At 43.2% G+C, this 20,685-nt stretch carries 18 protein-coding genes; 15 read left to right on the top strand and 3 right to left on the bottom strand.

Annotation, left to right across the window (positions count from 1 at the left end; all coding sequences use genetic code 11):
* Positions 1 to 97: 97 nt before the first annotated feature.
* Entirely contained in the window at positions 98 to 1,918 is a 1,821-nt protein-coding gene (locus tag DXA57_RS02495) for a glycoside hydrolase family 36 protein (RefSeq protein WP_117764314.1), read from the bottom strand.
* 261 nt (positions 1,919 to 2,179) lie between these two features.
* Here DXA57_RS02495 and DXA57_RS02490 point away from each other — a divergent pair, with 261 nt between their 5' ends.
* From DXA57_RS02490 to DXA57_RS02475, 4 genes are all read left to right on the top strand, one after another.
* On the top strand, positions 2,180 to 3,463 hold the full coding sequence (locus tag DXA57_RS02490; protein ID WP_158571215.1) for an ABC transporter substrate-binding protein: 1,284 nt from the start codon (positions 2,180 to 2,182) through the stop codon (positions 3,461 to 3,463).
* Positions 3,464 to 3,527: 64 nt separating this feature from the next.
* On the top strand, positions 3,528 to 4,400 hold the full coding sequence (locus DXA57_RS02485) for a carbohydrate ABC transporter permease (RefSeq protein WP_117764312.1): 873 nt from the start codon (positions 3,528 to 3,530) through the stop codon (positions 4,398 to 4,400).
* On the top strand, positions 4,390 to 5,223 hold the full coding sequence (locus DXA57_RS02480; protein ID WP_117764311.1) for a carbohydrate ABC transporter permease: 834 nt from the start codon (positions 4,390 to 4,392) through the stop codon (positions 5,221 to 5,223). Before DXA57_RS02485 ends, DXA57_RS02480 begins: the two co-directional genes overlap by 11 nt.
* A gap of 157 nt (positions 5,224 to 5,380) precedes the next feature.
* Entirely contained in the window at positions 5,381 to 6,454 is a 1,074-nt protein-coding gene (locus DXA57_RS02475) for a LacI family DNA-binding transcriptional regulator (protein ID WP_158571214.1), read from the top strand.
* Here the strand turns inward: DXA57_RS02475 and DXA57_RS02470 are convergent.
* The gene (locus tag DXA57_RS02470) at positions 6,451 to 7,308 is read right to left on the bottom strand and encodes an AraC family transcriptional regulator (protein WP_117764309.1); all 858 of its coding nucleotides are present in this window, start codon (positions 7,306 to 7,308) and stop codon (positions 6,451 to 6,453) included. The genes DXA57_RS02475 and DXA57_RS02470 overlap by 4 nt on opposite strands.
* A 253-nt stretch (positions 7,309 to 7,561) precedes the next feature.
* Here DXA57_RS02470 and DXA57_RS02465 point away from each other — a divergent pair, with 253 nt between their 5' ends.
* Both DXA57_RS02465 and DXA57_RS02460 read left to right on the top strand, forming a co-directional pair.
* Complete coding sequence (locus tag DXA57_RS02465; RefSeq protein ID WP_117764308.1) at positions 7,562 to 8,623, top strand: zinc-dependent alcohol dehydrogenase family protein; 1,062 nt, start codon at positions 7,562 to 7,564, stop codon at positions 8,621 to 8,623.
* Between the two features lie 16 nt (positions 8,624 to 8,639).
* On the top strand, positions 8,640 to 9,653 hold the full coding sequence (locus DXA57_RS02460) for an aldo/keto reductase (protein ID WP_117764307.1): 1,014 nt from the start codon (positions 8,640 to 8,642) through the stop codon (positions 9,651 to 9,653).
* Positions 9,654 to 9,773: 120 nt separating this feature from the next.
* Here DXA57_RS02460 and DXA57_RS02455 read toward each other — a convergent pair whose 3' ends face one another.
* Positions 9,774 to 10,316, bottom strand: coding sequence for a prolyl-tRNA synthetase associated domain-containing protein (locus tag DXA57_RS02455; RefSeq protein WP_117764306.1), 543 nt, complete (start codon positions 10,314 to 10,316; stop codon positions 9,774 to 9,776).
* Between the two features lie 271 nt (positions 10,317 to 10,587).
* On the opposite strand from DXA57_RS02455, the gene DXA57_RS02450 reads away from it, so the two are divergent.
* From DXA57_RS02450 to DXA57_RS02410, 9 genes are all read left to right on the top strand, one after another.
* On the top strand, positions 10,588 to 12,339 hold the full coding sequence (locus tag DXA57_RS02450; RefSeq protein WP_117764305.1) for a sensor histidine kinase: 1,752 nt from the start codon (positions 10,588 to 10,590) through the stop codon (positions 12,337 to 12,339).
* Entirely contained in the window at positions 12,336 to 13,352 is a 1,017-nt protein-coding gene (locus DXA57_RS02445; protein ID WP_117764304.1) for a response regulator transcription factor, read from the top strand. Before DXA57_RS02450 ends, DXA57_RS02445 begins: the two co-directional genes overlap by 4 nt.
* Entirely contained in the window at positions 13,349 to 14,965 is a 1,617-nt protein-coding gene (locus DXA57_RS02440; RefSeq protein ID WP_117764303.1) for an extracellular solute-binding protein, read from the top strand. Before DXA57_RS02445 ends, DXA57_RS02440 begins: the two co-directional genes overlap by 4 nt.
* 136 nt (positions 14,966 to 15,101) lie before the next feature.
* Positions 15,102 to 16,868: an alpha-amylase family glycosyl hydrolase gene (locus DXA57_RS02435; protein WP_158571213.1), complete on the top strand. Its 1,767-nt coding sequence runs from the start codon at positions 15,102 to 15,104 to the stop codon at positions 16,866 to 16,868.
* Between the two features lie 676 nt (positions 16,869 to 17,544).
* Positions 17,545 to 17,766 carry a DUF3791 domain-containing protein gene (locus tag DXA57_RS02430; protein ID WP_117764301.1) on the top strand — a complete coding sequence of 74 codons (222 nt, stop codon included), beginning with the start codon at positions 17,545 to 17,547 and terminating at the stop codon, positions 17,764 to 17,766.
* A complete protein-coding gene (locus DXA57_RS02425; protein WP_278309125.1) occupies positions 17,739 to 18,299 on the top strand; it encodes a DUF3990 domain-containing protein in 561 nt (186 codons plus the stop codon). The genes DXA57_RS02430 and DXA57_RS02425 overlap by 28 nt, the downstream gene beginning before the upstream one ends.
* The gene (locus DXA57_RS02420) at positions 18,271 to 18,483 is read left to right on the top strand and encodes a hypothetical protein (RefSeq protein WP_243005685.1); all 213 of its coding nucleotides are present in this window, start codon (positions 18,271 to 18,273) and stop codon (positions 18,481 to 18,483) included. Before DXA57_RS02425 ends, DXA57_RS02420 begins: the two co-directional genes overlap by 29 nt.
* Positions 18,484 to 18,805: 322 nt before the next feature.
* Complete coding sequence (locus DXA57_RS02415) at positions 18,806 to 19,795, top strand: ParA family protein (RefSeq protein ID WP_117764299.1); 990 nt, start codon at positions 18,806 to 18,808, stop codon at positions 19,793 to 19,795.
* Positions 19,792 to 20,664: an SIR2 family protein gene (locus DXA57_RS02410; protein WP_117764298.1), complete on the top strand. Its 873-nt coding sequence runs from the start codon at positions 19,792 to 19,794 to the stop codon at positions 20,662 to 20,664. Before DXA57_RS02415 ends, DXA57_RS02410 begins: the two co-directional genes overlap by 4 nt.
* Positions 20,665 to 20,685 lie beyond the last annotated feature (21 nt).

Below are 20,685 nucleotides of genomic sequence, written 5' to 3'. Positions count from 1 at the left end.
CGACAAAATCTTTGTCGGGCGACAGCCTTTTTTTATGGCTTGCATGCAGAAGAATCTTTTCGTTGCTTCAAGTGTACAGAACGTTAAGCAATCGTATTTATGAGTGAATAGCGACATCGGATTTCGATGCTCCGGAAGGATAGAGGAAAAGAGCACCTCCCTGACTTACCTGAAAGGTATGAACACTGGCTGTAAGTGCTTTTGTTTCCTCATGCACAATTTCTCCGAAACAATCCAGTTTTCTGATGAGAAAGACACCTGGAGCGGAGAAACGGAGTGTAAGTTCCGGGGTTTTTGTTCCATTGAGAAAAATGGTTTCTCTATAGGAAGCAGGATCCGGACTGGGGATGATTTGATTTTCCTTATAAGAGGCCGAGATCCATATCTGGTCTTTGCATGATTCCAGGAGTGGATAAAGAGCCAGTGGAGCATGCGCACGGAAATCTCCACACTGAAGAACTTCACGGTATTTGGTGGAGAAGTTCAGATAATGAGCCAGAACTTTTTTTTGCTCCGTGGTCTGTTCATTTAAATGTACGGAGATCTGCAGAGTCGCAAAGATGTTATTAATAAGCTGAATTGCTACATCTTCTGGCTTCTCGTCCCTGTGCCACATGAGCATATCAGAATGAACGGCAGTGTTTCCACTGATGAGCTTTAAGTCAGTGATTCCTACCCGGTTGCTGATACCGGATAAGGGGCAGTCTCCCACACGAAAAATATTACCGAACCGGCGCATCCTGGGCCCGATATAATTCTGACGGAACTCAATGAGAAGAGAAGGGTTCTGCTTCTGCAGCCTTCTTGAAATCTCCAACATCAGAGCATAGACAGCGTCCTGGATTTCGGAATAATCCATGGTGTCGGAATAAGCGGGGGTATCCGGATAAGAGCGGAAGGAGTCGATGAAATCCAGCTTAAAACCATCCAGATTCCACTCCTTCATACCTTTTTCAAAAACAGAAACCAGATATTCACGAACCTCCGGATAACGAGGATCCAGAGTGCCACAGTGCAGCTCTTCGTCATAATGAAGCAGCTTTTCAGAAAAACGATTCCAGATACGGGAATAACGGCCGATAAAAGGAACACTGTACCAGAGCAGGCATTTCATATGGTGGGAATGGATCTTTTTCACATGGGCGGCAAAATCCGGAAATTTATCCGGTGTGTTTTCCCAGTCACCACAGTAGCCGTAGCCTCTGTTATTGTCAGAGGTCTGCCAACCGTCGTCGATGATCACAGCTTTCATACCAAGAGTTTCTGCCGGACCGTATTCTCTGGAAAGAGCTTCATCGGAGATATCCTGATGATAGGAGTACCAGGTGGAGTACATGGGAATCCGGGCTTCTGCAGGAACCTTCATTGGAGCGTCAGAAGATACACTGTCCCACCAGTTGGAAACTTCTTTCAGTGATTCATAGAAAGGAAGTGTGCGGGTATCCAGTCGGATCGAAAGATGGTATTCCTCTGAAAGCGGCTCAGAGAGAAGAACGGCGGCTTCCAGAAGCATTTCCCCATTTTCTTCGTGGATACCAGGAAAAAGAAGAACATCACGGGCTGCCTCACTAAGCGCCAGAGTCAGGCAGTTCTGGTCATTTCCATTGAAGAAGCAGACCACAGGAGCAGAATGACTCAGATTGATTTGTTGTCCGGGAGCCCAGTCTGCCCGGAGATTTTTTGAAAAACCGGAATCTGCCATCCAGGTGCCGATGATCCCGAGAGCCGGGAATGTCATACGAAGGCGGATATAGGGAAGAGAAGAGGAAGAAAGCTGGAAGCGTTCTGGAAAAGAATCCTTTGCAGATGCATCCGGGCAAATCGTATAGTGGAAAGTGAGCAGGCCGTCCGCTTCACTGGAGGAAACAACATCTGCTTTAAGTTTACGAAAAGATATGTTTACTTTTGGAATGTTCATTAGTAAAACCTCCTGATTTAGTATGCTTTTACCATAGCATACGAAATAAAAAAAAACAAGTATTTTACTAAAAAACAATACAGAAAATTGAAGAAGAAAAAGAAGTATAGTAAAAACAACGGAAAAATGAAAAAAAGAGTTGACATCACTGGATATAAGTGCTATATTGGATTCATCGACAAAGAAAACATTTTACTAAAACAAAAGAGGTATTTTCTACAATGGAATTACTGTTTAGTAAATGAAAGGAGAAACAGAAACATGAAAAAGAAACTGGTGCTTGGAATGGCAGGAGTGATGGCATTTACCACACTGCTGGGAACAAATGTAGTAATTGGAAATGCAGACGAGGATAAGGTGGAGATCACTTATACCTCCAGAGGAAATGCTGATGAGATCAAGGTTTATCAGCAGGCAGTTGACGCTTTCAATGAGGCACAGGATAAGATCCATGTAACCTTTGAGGCATCTCCCAGTGATGGTTACAGTCAGCAGCTGATCACACAGCTGGCAGGCGGAACAGCAGCAGATGTCATCTTCGTAGAGGATACGGTTATGAGTCAGCTGGTGAAAAATGGAACCATCGCTAATATGAAGGATTTCCTGGCAACCGATGATTCTTATGTAAAAGAAGAAGATTTTGGTGAAGGCGTATGGGGCGCAGCAAGAAATGATGAAGGTGTTTATGGTCTGTCTGTAGACTGTAATCCGGTAGTTCTTTATTATTCTCCGAAAATGATGGAAGATCTTGGACTTGAAGATCCGCAGTCCCTGTTTGAAAAAGGTGAGTGGACCTGGGATAATTTTGATAAGATCTGCGATACCCTGAAAGAGAACGGAAAGAGTGGAATGATCCAGTCCGGTGATACCATCCGCCTTTACAACTGGGTATTTGCAAATGACGGAACCGTATGGCAGGGGGATGAGTACAAATTTGATGACAAAGCAAAAGAAGCTTTCCAGTATGTATGCGATCGTATCAATGATGGCAGATTCGTATACGGCGGAACCCTTCCGAATGGTCAGGGTGAGGATGCCATGTTTATGTCTGGCCAGACCGGCTTCATTGCAGCAGGCCGCTGGCTGACTAAAACCTTCCATGAAGAAGGAATCGACTTCGATTATATCCCGTATCCGACAAAGGATGGCTCTCAGTACAAACCCGCACAGGTTTGCTGTGGTTATCTTTCTGTCAATGCAAAATCCGAACATGTGAAAGAGGCAATGGAATTCGCAAGCTTCTACTGCGGAACCCAGGGCCAGGAAGCAAGAATCACCGGAGTTGGAACTTCTGTTCCGTCTGTTACCGGTCTTGATGATATGATGCTGGATTCCAATGTTCCGGCAGATGTGAAACATATCCTTGAGGTTCGTTCCACCGGATGGGCTCTTGGTGATGACTGTGCAAAGGATGGCCTGTATCCGGGACTTCTGGATGCAACCAAAGCTGTATTCGAGGAAGCTTATGTAAATGGAGCAGATGCAGAAGAAACTCTGGCAAAAGCAGAAGAAAAAGCAGCAGAAGTAATCGCAGAGAACGAGTAAAAGCTGAAAAAAGAAAGGAAGCAGTCTTAAATGGACTGCTCCTTTCATTACAAGGAGAGAAATCATGCAGAAAAGACGTAGAATGTGGGGATGGGTATTTGTAGCCCCGCAGTTCATTGGACTTTTGATTTTTGCACTGATTCCACTGGTTATGAGCTTTGTGATCAGTTTTCATGACTGGGACGGAATCGCCGATACCATGAAATTTGTGGGTGTCAAAAACTATGTGCATCAGGCTATGGATTCAGATTTCCAGAAAGCACTGGTCAATACGGTTATCTATTCTATCATGTATATTCCGCTGAACATCGTACTGGCCCTGATCCTGGCTCTTGCAGTGCAGAAGATCAAAGGGAAAACTCTGTACCGGCTGTTTTATTTTATGCCGGTGGTAACCGGTTCTGTGTCCGTAGGTGTTATCTGGACCTGGATTCTGAACGGAGATTTCGGCCTTCTGAATTCTGTTCTGGCAGTTTTTGGAATCAACGGACCGAAATGGCTGACGGATACGCATATGGTCTTGCTCTCCATCGTGATCGTTTCTGTGTGGTGGAATGTTGGTTATAACATGGTATTACTTCTGGCCGGTCTTCAGAATATTCCCGAAGTTTATTATGAGGCGGCAGAGATTGACGGAGCAAATAAATGGGCACGTTTCCGGAATATCACGATTCCCATGCTTTCTCCGACTTTGTTTTTCGTATTGATCAACACAATTATCAGTTCTTTCCAGGTTTTCGACCAGGCCTTCGTTATGACCAAGGGCGGTCCGGTAAAGGCAAGCTATACGCTGGTATATCATATTTACCAGAGTGCTTTTGTGGAATTTAAGATGGGTCGTGCCTGTGCGGCATCCATGATTCTCTTTGTCATTATCCTGGCAATTACGATGGTTCAGATGTATGGATCAAAAAGGTGGGTGAACTATGAACAGTAAAAAAATCAAACCGTCAACGGTTCTTCTCTATCTTGCTCTCAGTCTTGGGGCAGTCATCATGGTGCTTCCGTTCTTATGGACAGCCTTAAGCTCCGTGAAAAGTATGGGACAGATTTTTACTGTTCCGCCGACCATCATTCCACGCCCCTTTGTGTGGAAAAACTATCCGGAATCTCTAGCAGCCCTGCCTTTCGGAAGAGCGTATTTTAACAGCTTTTATATTGCGGCTATCGTGGTAGTGGTGCAGCTACTGACTGCTTCCATGGCAGGCTATGCTTTTGCCAAGCTGAAATTTAAAGGGCATAATGTGATTTTTGTCCTGTTTCTTGCGACAATGATGATTCCGTCACAGGTAACCATGATCCCTCTGTTTATTATCATGAAAAACCTGAAACTTCTCGGAACCCACTGGTCTTTGATCCTTCCGGCAAGCCTGTTCAATGCATTTGGTGTTTTCCTGATGCGCCAGTTTACTGCTTCCCTGCCGGATGAACTGGAGGAGGCTGCAATCATTGATGGAGCCAGCGTTCCACAGATTTTCTTTAAAATCATCATGCCGCTGATCAAACCTTCCATGGCTGCTTTTGGAATCTTTGTTTTCCTGGGTCAGTGGAACAACTTCATGTATCCTCTGATTTTCCTGAACAAAACGGAAACTTTCACAGTTCCGTTGCTTCTGAATTTCTTCAAGGGTAACTATGCTACGAATTATCCGCTTCTGATGGCAGGAACCATGATCTCTATTGTGCCGGTTCTGGTAGTCTATATTTTCTTCCAGAAACAGATCATTCAGGGAATTGCCATTACCGGAATGAAAAACTGAAAAAGCTGTGAAACTGCCGTGCGGAAAAATGGGCGAATACCGGAAAAAACCGGACTGCCATTTGGATGCAGGGCAGTTTTGTGGTTAAACATACTTGCGGGTAAAGAATGAGATATGGTATAGTAAAAAGAAGATGAAACAGGGGAAAGGCGAAATTATGGCAACGCTGAATGATATTGCAGAGGCTTGCGGGGTTTCCAAGGCGACGGTATCCCGGGTGCTGAATGAGGATCCGGAGTTTTCTGTGGCAGAAGAAACGAGAGAAAAAATTTTAAGTACCGCAGCAGAAATGAATTATGAAATGGGAAAGAAACGCCGGTATGCGAACATCCGGAGAAAACTGGAACGGGAAGAAGAGCAGAAACAGACGCCGGGAATCTCCAGGGCAATGAAAATTGGGATTCTGGCATATGGTTTTCCAAGAAGCAACATGGATAACGGCTATTATGAAGTCATCATCAACAGTGTGATGGGAGAACTGAAACGGCTGAATCCAGCCATGCAGATGGAATTTCATTATGTACATCAGGCAGTATATGAGCAGCTGACCGGTCTGGATGCTTTATTTATCATGGGAAAATTTTCCGTGGATCCGGAAAACGAACTGGTAAAAGCAATTCCTTATAAAGTGATCGTCGATTATCCGGCTCCGGAGCAGGCCTTTGATTCCGTACAGGTGGATTTTAAAGAAGTGGTTTACCGGGCAATGAATTATCTGCGCCAGAATACGGATGGAACCGTCGGTTTTGTCGGAGCAGAGGATCATCTGACCCGGCTTGCGGACGGAAAACAGTTTCCATGCAAGGATACAAGACTGGAATTTTATGAAAGATATTGTCAGGAGACCGGTCTGGATGCGTCGGAAAATGTCTGGATTACAGAATGGTTTGGGGCGGAAGACGGCTATCAGCTCACGAAAAAGATCATCGAAGAGGGCCATCTTCCCAAAGGTCTTCTTTATGCGTCGGATGAGCTGGCTCTGGGCGGTTACCGGGCCCTCAGCGAGAAGGGAATCCAGGTAGGTAAGGATATTTCCGTTGTCAGCATCGATAATCTTCCTTACACCAGTTATCTGACGCCGCCTCTGACCACGGTGGCCCTGAATATGCCTCTTCTGGGGCGGACAGCTGCCATGGCACTGGATTCCCAGCTCAAAGGCCGGGATTATCCGCTGACCTTTTTTACGCCGGTGGAGCTGATCAAGCGGGAAAGCTGTGTGAAAAAGGCTTAAGAAAACTGCTCTTTCCGGTATTCCCGGGGACTGACATGGTGATAACGGCGAAAAGCCGAAGAAAAATGTTCCGCAGAAGAATATCCAAGTGCTTCCGCAATCTCTGCAATCTTTTTTTGCGGATCGGAAAGCAGAATGGCAGCGGCCGACATACGGGCTTCTGCCTTTTTTTGCTGGAAGGTTTTTCCATAATATTCCATCAGAAGACGTTGCGTTTGTCTGGGACTGAGCTTCAGCCGGTCGGAGAGATCCGGCAGGGAAAGATCCTGGTATTCGTACAGAAAATATTCCTCAATGATAACAGATTTGGAATCCGCCAGATTGTTGGGCGTGAAAACGGAACGGGAAATCTGCAGCTGTTCGTAATTACGGACCATGAGGATAACGAGCTGAGTCAGAAGAAGAGGAACCTGTTCCTGGAAACCGGTATAACGTTTGGCCAGCTCGTCAAAAAGCCGGAGCATAAGTGCATGGATGCCCTGCCGGTCCTGACCGAGCCAGAAGGAAGTCCGGATAAAGGAGGGAAGGACAGAAGCATTTTTCTTCATGTGAGAACTGCTGTCCAGCTTGAAATAGACGCAGTATTCCTCCATCGGGTCATCCGGTACCGGAGTCTGGGCGTGTTCCACATGGGGACCGGTGACAAAAAGCGTGTTTGGTGTAAGTTCAAAATAGGCGTCGTTGGCCTTCAGTTTTCCATGTCCGGTGGAAATATAGTGGATCTCATAACAGCCGTTTCCATGGATGTGAGAAGGAATCGTTCGCTCAAAGTGTTCAAAAACAATGTTCAGAGCATGGAAAGAAACGCCTTCCAGGGAAAAGTGGATATCCATATCATTGTAGAGCGTGCGCATAAAAGTTTTCTCCTTTCCAATCCGCTGGTCAATGACAAGGCAGCAGATGAAAATCAGACAAAGGAAAGTGTCACTTCCTTGTTTTTCACTGTACAGTTACTTTAGATTTTACCACAAAATACCTTCAAAAACACGACATTTCTGATACAAAAAGGACAGGTTTCCATCTGGTAATTTTTGGTGAAAACGCTATACTGAAAGTATCAAAAGAGCTTGTAAACTGTGAAAAATACAGAAAGAGAGGTATGGAAGTATGGCGGTTAAAATGTTGATGAAGGGTGCGATCCTTCCGGGAAATTCCACGGTGGAGATAAAAGATTTTGAGATTCCGAAGCCGGGTTACGGTCAGGTATTGATCAAAACAAAGGCAACAACCATCTGCGGAAGCGATATCCGCTGCATTTACAGGGAGCATACCGGAAAAGGACCGGAGGGGTATATTCCCGGAATGGTGGCAGGTCACGAACCCTGCGGACAGATCGTGGAAGAAGGCGAAGGACTGAAACGTTTTAAAAAAGGCGACCGTGTGATCGTTTACCACATTTCAGGCTGCGGCGTCTGCAATGACTGTCGGAGAGGTTATTACATTTCCTGTAAAAGCAAATTCCGCCAGGCTTATGGCTGGCAGAGAAACGGTGGCATGGCTCCTTACATCCTGGCAGACGAAAAAGATCTGATCGAGCTTCCGGATGAGCTTACCTACAAGGACGGTGCACAGGTAGCCTGCGGTTTCGGAACGGTATATGAAGCAATTGAAAAAATCGGTGTCAGTGGAAATGATGCGGTTCTGGTAACAGGTCTTGGCCCGGTAGGCCTGGCTGCACTGATGCTGGCAAAAGCATTGGGAGCAAACAAGCTCATCGGTGTAGAGATGAACGATTACCGGATCGATCTGGCGAAAAAACTGGGCCTTGTTGATCTGGTAGTAAAACCGGGTCCGGATGCACTGGATGAGATCCTCAAAGCAACCGGAGGAAAAGGAGTGGAGAGAGCCATCGATGCATCTGCCAGCGATCCGGGAAGGCAGCTGGCCATCCGTGCCACCAGAGAATGGGGCAAGATCGCGTTCGTCGGTGAGGGCGGAACCTGTACCTTCAATCCGAGTCCGGATATCATCCACGGCCAGAAGACCATTTACGGTTCCTGGGTGACGTCTCTGTGGAGAATGGAAGAGTTGGTGGAGCGTCTCGTCCGCTGGAACATCCATCCGGAAGACCTCATCACCCATGAATTTCCGCTGGAAAAAGCAGGTGAGGCATATAGTCTCATGGCCGGCGGAAAATGCGGTAAAGTAGCCGTTGTATTCAACGACTGAGGATAAGGAGAGAAGCATGGAAAAAATGGATCAGAACAAGATTCCCAAAAGGAAGCTTTATACAGGGGAGGAAATCCCAGCCGTTGGCCTTGGCACCTTCGGTTCTGACAAATATGGTCCGGAAGCCATTTCCGAGGCCGTGTACGGAGCTGTAAAATTTGGTTACCGTCTCATTGACTGTGCTGCTGTTTACCAGAATGAGGCCCAGATCGGTCAGGTTCTGAAACGTCTGTTTGATGAGGGCGTTGTAGAGCGAAAGGATCTTTTTATCACTTCCAAGGTATGGAATGATATGCATGAGAAAGTAGGAGCGTCCTGCCGTCAGAGCCTTCAGGACCTGGGACTTGAGACGATCGACCTGTTTTTTGTCCACTGGCCGTTTCCGAACTACCATGCACCGGGCTGCAGCGGCGATTCCAGAAACCCGGATTCAAAGCCCTTTTCTGTGGAGGAGTTTATGAAAACCTGGCGTCAGTGCGAAGAACTTGTGGATCAGGGGCTGGTGCGTTACATTGGTATGAGTAATATGACTGTTCCGAAACTGGAGGCCGTTCTTCCGCTCTGCCGGATCAAACCGGCGGCTCTGGAGATGGAACTTCATCCCTCCTTCCAACAGCCGGAACTGTTTGATTATGCAACAGCGCATGATATTTTACCCATCGGCTACTGCCCGTTGGGTTCTCCGTCCCGGCCTGAGCGAGACCGCACGGCAGAGGATGTAGCTGATTCCGAGCTTCCCTCCGTAGCAGCGGCAGCCAAAGCCCACGGCGTTCATCCGGCAAACATCTGCCTCAAATGGGCGGCTCAGAGGGGGCAGGTACCCATTCCTTTCTCTGTTAAGGAGACCCAGTATCAGTCCAATCTTACCTGTGTGACAGAAGACCCGCTGACCGCAGAAGAGATGGAAGCCATTACAAAAGATGATAAAAATTGCCGTCTCATCAAAGGACAGGTTTTCCTCTGGGAAGGTGCCCGTGGATGGGAGGATCTCTGGGATCTGGATGGCAGGATCACGGAAAAAAACGTGTGACCATACGTATAAAAAAAGAAAAGATCCATCGTACACAGTGCTGCGTGTGCGGTGGATCTTTTTCATGTGAACGATGGATCTTTGTGGATTTCCCTGCTTCATTCAGGAGCCGGATAATGCTCATTCCAGCCCCAGTGTTACAAACACCGCCTCATGTCCCATGGCCGGAAGGATCTTTTTCATCAGATCCTCGGTACGGAACCGCAGGCTTGAAGTATTGATGCAGGGATGGCAGCCGATCAATTCTCCTTTCAGCACATCTTCGTCGATCAGAAGCTGTACCCGGTTTTCTTTGTCATTCATCAGTCCCAGCACGCTCATGGAGCCCGGTGTGATATCCAGAAATTCTTCCATATAATGATCTTTGGCAAAAGAAAGTCTTGCCGAGCCAATCTGGGAAGAGAGCTCTTTTGTCTTAAATTTCTTATCACCTGGCATCATCAGGAGATAAAACCTGGTCTCCTGCCGGTTGCACAGGAAGAGATTTTTACAGATCGTAGCATCAAGAATCTTGTCAACCGCCTCACAGTCCTCCATTGTCATGGCTGCTTCGTGGTCGATCCTCTGATAATCAATCTTCAGTTTATCCAGAAAATCATAAGTCCGGATCTCTTTTTCCAGTCTCCCGACCGGATTTTCCGGCCGTCCATTTACTAATTCCATGTATGTCACTCCTCGTATAATATCTTTTGGTAATTACCTGAGGCGTATTATACCATGATACTGGAAAAATGAACAGAAATAAGCTATACTAACTGTACTATTTTATTTCTGGTAGGAAGCCTGAGCATGGACGAAAAAATATTAGTGACAGGTGATATAATGGAAGTTATGAAGATGAAAAGAAGAATGAAAATCCAAAGAGCAGCAGAGGGGCGCCGGATGGAGATACTCTTTGTGAACGATTAAAATCAGCGCAGGGGGGAGATAGATAATGATACAGAAGCTGTGGAAAAGAAATAATTCGCTGAAAAACCGATTATTTCAGCTTATCATGCTTGGCACGATAGTGAGTATTTTGGTCAGCTTTATTTTAGCCCGGATGACGATCTCTTCCGTGGAAAAGGAACAGATTCACAGCGCAATGCAGTTTTCACTTGATCAGATCTGCTCCTGCTTTGATCAGGGGTATTTGAATCTGGTGAATATCATGCAGAACCTTGAGGCAAAGGGAAGCTGCGGTGAGGCTGTTATCACTTATTTGGAGCAGCCGGAAACCTACGATAAGCGAGTAGAAAAGCAGCACGTTGAAGAACAGATTGCAAATACTTTATTTACCAATCTGAATGTCAGACGGATTTCTTATCAGGATTCAGAAAGCGGAGAGGTATTGTTTTCAGGAGGCAGCGTTTACGAAGAGACAACAGAACAGGCGAAAAAGCTGAAGCGGGTGGGAAACAATCTGTTTTATGGAATTGAAAACAGCAGTAATGCTTATCATTCCAAATATCTGATTTCCATGAAAAAAGAAAAACAATATTTTGAAAATGATTTGTTGGATATCTACCTGGCACTTCAGATAGATAATACGGATAAAGCAGACTATAAACTGCTGCAGTTGGATGAGAACAGGAAGATCATTTATTCGGAATGTGCAGACTTCCAGGAGGGGGAAACATTGGATACTGCAAGGGGAGAGGAGAAAACGGAAGAGGGTTTTCAACGGAACGGGTACTATTTGCTGTTAAAGAAGAATCAAATGGGATTTTATTATGCACTAAGCCTGCCGCTGTCTGTTTACAACCGTGAAACCAATATCTGGCAGAAAAGAAGCATCATTGCCTCGTTGATCATATTAGCCTTATTCTATAGCATTGTTCTGGCGATTTACCAAATGATTGGAAAACCGATCAGAAAGCTGCGGGAGGAAATAAAAGAGACAGGAAAAGGAAATTTTGAAGCCATTAAAAGTGATATGGGAATAGAGGAGTTTGATCAGGTGCTGAAAACCATCAGTCAGATGCGCAGAAATATTAAGCAGCTTCAAGAGCAGGAAAGGACAGGATATGAGCTGCGCAAAAAGGCAGAGTTGGAAAAGCTGATGTATCAGATCAACCCACATTTCGTATTAAATACCCTGTATTCTGTACAATGGATGGCACAGAAGGAGGGAAAACCGGAAATCCGTGGGTTTGTCCATGATCTGATGGTCATCTTGTCGTATAATCTTGGAAAAGAAAAAACAGTCAGTACGCTGCGCACAGAGGTAGAAATCGCGAGAAAATACATTGAAATCCAAAAACAGCGGTATGATTTTGAGATTATGCTGGAGGTGGAGGAAGGTGAGTATTTGGATGAACCGACCATCCGTATGCTTTTGCAGCCGTTAATAGAGAATTCCCTTCAGCATGGCCTTGGGGAAAGAGGAAGACTGGAACTGTGGATTTTTGAAGATACGTCTCGAAATTATGCGGTGATTATTGTACGGGATTATGGCGAGGGGCTGAATATGGAGGAGTACGACAGGATCTGCCGTCCCCTTGGCGTGGAGCCGGAAAGCCCGCAAAAAGCCGGAATTGGTTTTCGTTACGTACGGTATATGTTGGAGTCCTTTTATGGAGAAAAGGCAATCCTGAATGTAAACAGTGCGATAGGCAAAGGGACAAAAATCAATATACTGATACCATTGCGGGAATGTGCCGGAGGGCACAGACCTGGTGAAAACATAGGGGAGGAAAAACAGTGATTAAAGTTCTGATCGTGGATGATGACAAGCTGGCACGGAAGGGGATTATCTCCCTGCTTCATTGGGAAAAGCATCAGATGGAGGTAGTCGGAGATGTGCAAAATGGCAAAGAGGCGTTGAAATTTTTGAATGAACAGGAAGCAGACCTGATTTTTGTGGATATTGATATGCCGGAGATGGACGGGATTACATTTATGGAGCAGTGCAGCGCAAAGAATCCAGAGATACGGTTTGTCGTGCTGACATTTTATGAAGAATTTTCATATGCCCAGGCAGCAATCCGCCTGGGGTGCCTGGAATATATTTCTAAAGCCTCGCTTGAATTTACAGATGGCGATTCTCTTCTGGATAGAATTGAAAAAAAGTTTGACGAACGGAATCAGGGATTCGTCCGAAATAAAGATGGAGCTGGGGAGGAATGGGAAAAAATAAAAGAGCAGTGGAACAGTCTGTATTGGATTTTTGATACGATTTTTTACAAAAATCTGATGGCGTTTACGAAAGCATGGCATCCTAAGACGCGGATTCTGGAACGCCAGATCGTGAAATGCATTGGAAAGGCGGATAACTTGCTTGGACGCAGTGAGACAGATGTCCCCTGGTTTCAGTCAGAAGATGAAATGATGGATTGGGTTGATCAGATACGTTCGGAATACAGGAACAGTGATAAACTTGCAGGTAATGAATTTACGACTATATTAAAGGCAGTAAAATTGATCGAGCAACGATATACAGAACCCCTTCATGCCCCGGAGGTGGCCTCGGAAATCGGGATGAGCAGAAGCTATTTTAGCGTAAAGTTTAAAAAATATACGGGAAGCACATTTGGCGATTTCATTCAGAATTTTAGAATGCAAAAGGCAGAAGAACTGCTTTTGCATACGAACCTTGGCATTATGGAGATTGCCTGGAAAAGTGGCTATGAGGATGTTTACTATTTTAATCGTGTTTTTCGGGAAAAATTTCAATGTAGCCCTGCAGAATACCGGAAAAGAGAGAAGGAACAGGAATGAAAAGGAAATGGTTAGGAGGAATTGGAATACTGACAATCTTGAGCGTATGTGGGTATGGTTTTTGGAAATCCGGAAATGCACAGGAAGCAGAGAGCGAACAGGTGATTCATCTGGGGGCAGTATTGGAGGAAAATGTTTCTTTTCCGGAGGGTGAAACAGTAGAGGATAATCAGATACTGGATCGGATCCAGGAGGACCTGGGTATACGTGTGGTATATGACTGGATTTATTCGACAAAGGAATTTGAGCGGAATATCGACATGCATATCGCCTGCGATGCTTTGCCGGAGGCGTTAATGGTAGGAGAGGCACAATACCTGCAAATGTTGGAATACGGACAGCTTCAGCCGGTAACGGAATTATATGAACAGATGGTTTCGGATCAGGCGAAAGCCTTTGTGGAAAGCGGAGGCGAAGAAATGCTGGAAGCCGTGCGGGTAGACGGAGAAATGATGGCGATCCCCTTTCCGAATCTGACAGCCAGTGGAATCAATGTTATGTGGATCAGGAAAGACTGGCTGGACGAACTGGGACTGGAGCCTCCACGTACAATCAAGGAGGTAATTCGTGCAGGCGAGTTGTTTACAGAGCATCAGATGGGAGGAGAAGGAACCGTTGGCATTTTAGGCCCGGGGGTCGATGAAGAGTTGACTGCCGTTGGCAAGTGCTGCTTTGGTCTGACGCCTCTGTTTAGTGCTTTTCATGCGTATCCCAAATATTGGCTGAAGGACGAGGATGGAAATCTGATTTATGGATCGGTGCAAAAGGAAGTCAGAGAAGCCTTGAAGACTTTAGCAGAATTGTATAAAGAGGGCGTGCTGGATCAGGAAATATTCCTGCGACAGGATGTGTCAGAGGTGTTAAATGAAGGAAAGGCAGGAATTTTCTTCGGCCCCTGGTGGGCGGCAGAACGGTTGGAGAAGGATATCATTGAAAATAAAAGCGAATGGCAGGCATACGGAGCGCCGTTGGATGAGGATGGGCAGTATATTTGTGTGATGCCGCCCAAAGTAAATCAGTATCTGGTCATCCATCAAAAATGCCAGGATCCGGAGGCGGTAATCGATATCTTAAATTATGGGATCAATCTGGAATACGGCTGGAGAAAGGAGGACAACAGCATAAACATATTGGCTTATCCTCTTGGCTGGGAGTATGATTTCGCAGATGAACTGGAATATATATGGAAGAAGCTGGATCAGGTAATGCAGGGAGAAGAACAAACGAGTGATTTTTCCGGGCATAAATCGATTCAGGAGGATGTGGATAATCTGAATCTGTTAAACAGGTTTCCATACGATCATTTCGGAACGGAAGATTATCAGGAGGGAAATAACACCAGCTTTATCCGTCTGTATGGGATCATAAACGGAGTACGGCCGATCGCAGATCAGGAATATTTGCCAGTGGATAATCTGTTTTCCGGAACAACAGAGACGATGAAGGCAAAATGGAAATCCCTGAAAAATCTGGAAGAGCAGACATATGCAAAAATAATTCTGGGAAAGGAACCGGTCGAGGCGTTTGACAAGTTTGTAGATACATGGAAGGAAAACGGGGGACTGAAAATCCAGGAGGAAGTAAATGCGTATTATGCGGGATTAGAAAATTGATAAAAAATAAGAGAACAATTTTAAAATTGTAATAAGAAATAAAAAATAATATCCTAAAATAAAGACACATCTCCATTGAGGTATTTGTGCTAAACTGCTAAAATACATACAAATAAATAAAGGAGGTATGTGTTATATGAACAAAAACACAGGAAAAAAACTCATGGTTACGATGATGGCTGCTGCTATGGCATTGGGAACGGGAACTACCTCTTTTGCAGCTGCCGGTAACACAAATGCAGAAGTGCAGGAAGGTGGAAACTGGTACGAAATGAGGGTAAGCAGCTTTTGCGACAGTGACGGAGACGGAATAGGAGATTTCCGCGGAGCCGAGCAGAAGCTGGATTACCTTGAAAATCTGGGAATCACGGGAATCTGGCTTATGCCGATCAATAAGTCAAATTCGTCGCCATACAGTACGATAGACTATTACGGTCTGAATCCGGATCTTGGAACGATGCAGGATCTGAAATCTTTTTTAAGTGCGGCGCATGAAAGAGGAATCCAGGTGATTATGGATCTGGTAGTCAACCATTGTGCATACAATAATCCCTGGTTTGAGACTGCGTTAGAAGGACCGATTCTGAAAGATGGTAGTAAAAACAAGTATTTTGACTGGTTTAATTTCGTATCTAAGGATGCAAACTTTGTAGATAAGACAGCACTTGAGATCCAGGAAGAGCGGAATGCATATGAGTTGGAACATGGATCTCTGGAAGGCTGGGAGGAGCAGTACCCGATGACAGGCGGCACGTATTCGGGGGATAATGCCAACGGAAGATTTGAATCCGTTTGGTGGACAACGGATCAGCTGCCGGATGATTCACCTTATAAGGGCAAAGAATTTGATTATACCTGGATCGATATTTTCCAGGATAATGTGCCGGATCTGAATTTTGATAACCCGGAAGTACGTCAGGAGTTTATTGAGTGTGCGAATTTCTGGCTGAATCTGGGATTTGACGGTTTCCGACTGGATGCTGCACGCCACATTTTCGGAGATTATCTGTCCAATATTTACAGTGATGAGATTTTTGCCAAAAATATGGGCTTCTGGAAAGAATTTAGCGAAGGAGTACGTAAAGAGCATCCCGACACATATCTGATCGCAGAAGTATGGGACAAAGATGCCAGCCACATGACACCGTTTATTGAAGGCGGATATCTGGACAGTCTCTATAATTTCAATTTAAGCAGCAAGATGCTGACAGCAGCAAAAAATGAGTCTACAGAATATCAGTATGTAGAGGGTGAAGACAAGCTGACCGAGGAAGAGAACAATGATTTGAATATTGCAGAAGATCTGATTGCATATTATGAGACCTGCAATGAGATTTCCAACGGAAAATTCATTGACTGTCCGTTCCTGTCCAACCATGACCAGCAGCGTGTAATGGCTCAGCTGGAGGGCAATCAGGATCATGCCCGTACAGCAGCTTCTCTGCTTGCTACTATGCCGGGAAATTCATTCCTGTTTTTCCAGGAGGAGTTGGGAGCCACCAAGAGCTGGGATGAAGAAGGCATGATCAAGATGCCGTGGACAGAGGAGATGGCCAAAGAAGGACTTACTGTTGATGCAGCTTTAGCAGGAGAAAATCCGCTGTTTAACTACTATACAGAAATTCTGAATCTGAAAAAGAATTCCGATGTACTCAGAAATGGTGATATCGATGTATATGAAACAGAGGATCAGGGAATCGAGGCGTTCATTCGTATGACCAAGGACGAGAGCCTGTTGGTACTGGTAAACCTGACCGGAGAAACAAAGGAACTGGATCTGAAGACGTCAGAGGTTTACGGCGATTTCACGAGTGTTTTCTTCCAGAGTGCAGATGATAAAGAAAGCAAACTAGAGGGCAGTCACGTAACGATCAGCCCGTATACACTGCTTGTTTTGGAATAAGAGAATAAAAAAATGATGGTATTGATGCAGGGCATGAAGTATTACATGTCTGAATGAGGAGGCATCCAGCCCGACATCGAAAGCTGCCGGATCAAGATGAGAGTAAAGCCGGGATATTGACGGACAATTTCATAAGAAATAAGTGCAGGTTTGTCTTTTTGGCAGACCTGTATTTTTGTGTTGTGCTCCAACATCGTTATGTAAAAGCTTGAATGAAAACTATCAAAAAGCGCAGAACAAAAGTTCGGATTTGTCTGTACTTTTTTTTATCTGTATGCTATAATTGAAATTCAAGTAACGGGTAAATACTATCCGTGTTATTTTGTGTTTTACAGTGCTGTTTAAGGAATTCTTCCCGGAAAACGCAGTCGAATACTTTGTGTCCTAATAACGATGAGTACTTTTAGAACAGCTATTTAGTGTTGCTTGGTGCTGTTTATACCAGATATTGTGGGCTATATGGACTGTGTGGACAGGATAAAACTATATGGACAGGGTGAGTTCAGTGACCCTCATGCGTAAAGAGGGCTCCGTGACAGAAATATAGAAGCGAAAAAATTGGTCGGTACCGCTCAAAATAGAGGGCGTGCAACACTGATTAAAAAGTGTAGTGTAAGATTTATGAATTTTTGCTATAATCAAAGCAGATCTAAGATACAGGAAAGGAGAGAGTGATATGACGAAAGCAGATAGGAACCTATTAGATTACATTGTTGTTTGTATCAGTGAATTTGCAAATCGGTACGGGATGCATATGAGAGATGCTTATATTTATTTGAATCGTTATAAAGGAATTGAGTTTCTAAAAGAATTCTATGATGTAGAGCATACCCTCTCGTTTGATGATGCTTTGGATGATCTGGCTGCAATATGCAGGAAAAATGGAGGTGCAGCTTAGTGAGACTTTTTCATGGATCTAATATGGAAATTGATAAAGTGGATTTGTCAAAGTGCATGCCTAATAAAGATTTTGGATGTGGATTTTATACTACGTTACTGGAAGAACAGGCATGGAGAATGGCACAGCGTAGAGCAAGAATTGACGGTGGTATACCGACGGTAACTGTATATGAGGTACCGGATGATTTGGCAGAAAGGTCAGATCTGAACTGTCGTATATTTGATGACAAACCTACAATTGAATGGGCGATATTCATAAAAAATAATCGAGATAGAAAATTTACGGATATTAGCAGCAGGGAATGCAATCTTGACTGTAAATTTGATGTGGTTATCGGACCTGTGGCAAATGATACGGTAGGTCTTTTAATCCGGCAGTTTAGCCGGGGAACGATAGATGCAGAATACCTTAAGAAAGAGTTTGATTTTGGAAGGCTTACAAATCAATATACGTTTCATACGGAAAAGGCTCTGCAGTATTTGAAGAAAGTAGGTGTGATGCATGACAGATCAGCAACAGGAAATGATTGAGTACACCACACAGGAAGTGGTTGGTTATCTTATAGAGGATAATGCAATTACCATAGAACAGGCTATGGAGCAGTTCTATTTGTCAGATACATTTGAAAAGTTAAGTGATGTAGAGACTGGTCTTTATTTGGAAGGATCTACTTATGTGTATGAGTTGTTAAAAAGGGAGATTCAAAACATGTAAAGTATAAAGTAATTTCATCATTTTGGAATTTTATCAAAGTGATGAAATTTTTTATAAATCAAGAAATGCGAAAGGCTGCTTTATGAATAAATAGAATGACTATAGAATAATGAGAAAAACAGAAGAAGAAACAATAAATCAAAAGGCGTTTTTTAAAATTTTATGATAGGAAACATATTTAGACGGGTAGAACTATTCATAGTAGAAAGCCAGGGGAATGCATGTGTATTATAGATATGAGTATATCTTAGGCTCATATCTGGTAAAGTATTATATGTTGTTTTAGATTTAAATATTAAAGTATAATTTGGAGGAGAATTGAATGAAAGCAATCGCTATGTTTAATAATAAAGGTGGGGTGGGAAAAACCACATTAACCTGTAATTTGGCTTCTTATTTTGCACGACAGGGGAAAAAGGTTGTATTGGTTGATGCTGATCCACAATGCAATTCAACTGTATATTGTTTTAATGATGAACTATTTAATACTGTATATTATGAAAAGAAAGGTTTTACAATATATAATGTGATAAAACCGGTAAATCAGGGGATGGGATATGTAAGAGATGTAAATACATATTTTTTAGATAGTTTTGGATTTGATTTTATAGCGGGAGATCCTCAATTAGCACTTTTTGAGGATACGTTGGCTTCTGATTGGAGTTCAACATTATCTGGTGGAGAAAGAGGTATAAGAACTACATTAACTTTTAGTGATTTGACAAGACGTTTTAAACAATATGATTTTGTTATTTTTGATATGGGACCTTCTTTAGGGGCCATCAATAGAGCCATTTTACTAGGATGTGATTATTTTGTAACTCCAATGTCGTCGGATATATTTAGTATTTTAGCAATAGAGAATATAGGAAAGACTATAAAGGGATGGAGAGATTCTTTTAGAGAAGGGTTTAATAGATGTGGAGATGAGGAATTGAAACAGTATTTTGCGCCTATTCCAGCAATACAGTTTTTGGGATATGTGACACAGCAATATACCAGTAAAACTGTAGAAGGGGTTAGACGACCAGTACAAGCATATGAAAGAATTCTTTCTAATGTACCAGAAGTAATCCAAAAGGAATTGATAAATATTTTAAATGTTCAAAGAAATAATATTAATTATGAATTAGGAACAATACCAAATTTTAATAGTATTATACCATTATCACAATCAGCACATAAACCTGTCTTCGAGTTGAATAGTACGGATGGCATAGTAGGGGCACATTTTGCAAAGGTTAAAGACTATAAAGGTGTCATGGAAAGTATTGCTACTCGCTTTATAAATAATATGGAGAAAATGCAATGAATTGGCCTATAGATATTGTAGAAAAAATTGCGAAAAGAAAAGCAATACTTTTTTTAGGAGCCGGAATTTCAGCTAATGCGGTTAGTTTAGATGGATCAAAGCATCCTCCCACTTGGGAGGAATTCATACGAATAATTCTTAATGAAATTGATAATACAGCTATAAAAAAATATGTAGACTCACTCTTAAAAGAAAAAGATTATTTAACAGCATGTGAAGTTCTCGTGAATCAGATCGGAAATATAAGATTCGAAAAAATAGCACGAGATCAGTTTCTGGCACCTAAATATAAAAGCCATAAAATACATGAGAATATACTAAAGTTAGATGCGAGAATAGTAATAACACCAAGTGTTGACAAAATATATGAAGTATATGCACAGTCAGAAACTGCAGGAACTATTTTGGTTAAAAAATATTATGACTCAGATCTGGTTAGTAAAATTAAAGCAGACGAAAGAATTATTTTAAAAATTCATGGTACACTTGATGAAAGCTCAAAAATGATTTTTACAAGAAGTCAGTACACAAATGCTCGATATGAAAATGCAGCATTTTATAGGTTGTTAGAAGCTCTTTCTTTAAATTATACTTTTGTGTTTTTGGGATGTGGTTTTTCTGATCCGGACATACAATTAGTTTTAGAGAATTACTCATTTGTTTTTCCGGGAAGTCCAAGTCATTATTTTGTTACACCAAAGAATGGAATAAATGATGAATTCAAACAAATCATTAAGGAAAATAGAAATTTGGAAATAATTACATATAACTCGAAGAATAGTCATCAGGAATTGCATAATGCATTAGAAAATTTAGTTCCATTGGTTGAGGATGAGAGAACACGAATTGCGAACGAAATGGATTGGTGATAGTGTAAGTGTAAATATTGT

Source organism: Blautia sp. OF03-15BH (assembly GCF_003463065.1).
In the GTDB taxonomy this organism is placed as follows: Bacteria; Bacillota; Clostridia; order Lachnospirales; family Lachnospiraceae; genus Limivivens.
The sequence above is the reverse complement of the archived record's forward strand: the minus strand, read 5'-3'. Positions and strand labels throughout refer to the sequence as shown.

What these genes read in the sequence shown, in the direction of transcription:
- DXA57_RS02490 (WP_158571215.1), top strand. Translation starts at nt 2,180, where the DNA reads ATGAAAAAGAAACTGGTGCTTGGAATGGCAGGAGTGATGGCATTTACC.
- DXA57_RS02440 (WP_117764303.1), top strand. Translation starts at nt 13,349, where the DNA reads ATGAAAAGGAAATGGTTAGGAGGAATTGGAATACTGACAATCTTGAGC.
- DXA57_RS02495 (WP_117764314.1), bottom strand. Translation starts at nt 1,918, where the DNA reads ATGAACATTCCAAAAGTAAACATATCTTTTCGTAAACTTAAAGCAGAT.
- DXA57_RS02455 (WP_117764306.1), bottom strand. Translation starts at nt 10,316, where the DNA reads ATGGAATTAGTAAATGGACGGCCGGAAAATCCGGTCGGGAGACTGGAA.
- DXA57_RS02470 (WP_117764309.1), bottom strand. Translation starts at nt 7,308, where the DNA reads ATGCGCACGCTCTACAATGATATGGATATCCACTTTTCCCTGGAAGGC.
- DXA57_RS02465 (WP_117764308.1), top strand. Translation starts at nt 7,562, where the DNA reads ATGGCGGTTAAAATGTTGATGAAGGGTGCGATCCTTCCGGGAAATTCC.
- DXA57_RS02450 (WP_117764305.1), top strand. Translation starts at nt 10,588, where the DNA reads ATGATACAGAAGCTGTGGAAAAGAAATAATTCGCTGAAAAACCGATTA.
- DXA57_RS02415 (WP_117764299.1), top strand. Translation starts at nt 18,806, where the DNA reads ATGAAAGCAATCGCTATGTTTAATAATAAAGGTGGGGTGGGAAAAACC.
- DXA57_RS02475 (WP_158571214.1), top strand. Translation starts at nt 5,381, where the DNA reads ATGGCAACGCTGAATGATATTGCAGAGGCTTGCGGGGTTTCCAAGGCG.
- DXA57_RS02420 (WP_243005685.1), top strand. Translation starts at nt 18,271, where the DNA reads ATGACAGATCAGCAACAGGAAATGATTGAGTACACCACACAGGAAGTG.
- DXA57_RS02460 (WP_117764307.1), top strand. Translation starts at nt 8,640, where the DNA reads ATGGAAAAAATGGATCAGAACAAGATTCCCAAAAGGAAGCTTTATACA.
- DXA57_RS02485 (WP_117764312.1), top strand. Translation starts at nt 3,528, where the DNA reads ATGCAGAAAAGACGTAGAATGTGGGGATGGGTATTTGTAGCCCCGCAG.
- DXA57_RS02430 (WP_117764301.1), top strand. Translation starts at nt 17,545, where the DNA reads ATGACGAAAGCAGATAGGAACCTATTAGATTACATTGTTGTTTGTATC.
- DXA57_RS02480 (WP_117764311.1), top strand. Translation starts at nt 4,390, where the DNA reads ATGAACAGTAAAAAAATCAAACCGTCAACGGTTCTTCTCTATCTTGCT.
- DXA57_RS02435 (WP_158571213.1), top strand. Translation starts at nt 15,102, where the DNA reads ATGAACAAAAACACAGGAAAAAAACTCATGGTTACGATGATGGCTGCT.
- DXA57_RS02410 (WP_117764298.1), top strand. Translation starts at nt 19,792, where the DNA reads ATGAATTGGCCTATAGATATTGTAGAAAAAATTGCGAAAAGAAAAGCA.
- DXA57_RS02425 (WP_278309125.1), top strand. Translation starts at nt 17,739, where the DNA reads ATGCAGGAAAAATGGAGGTGCAGCTTAGTGAGACTTTTTCATGGATCT.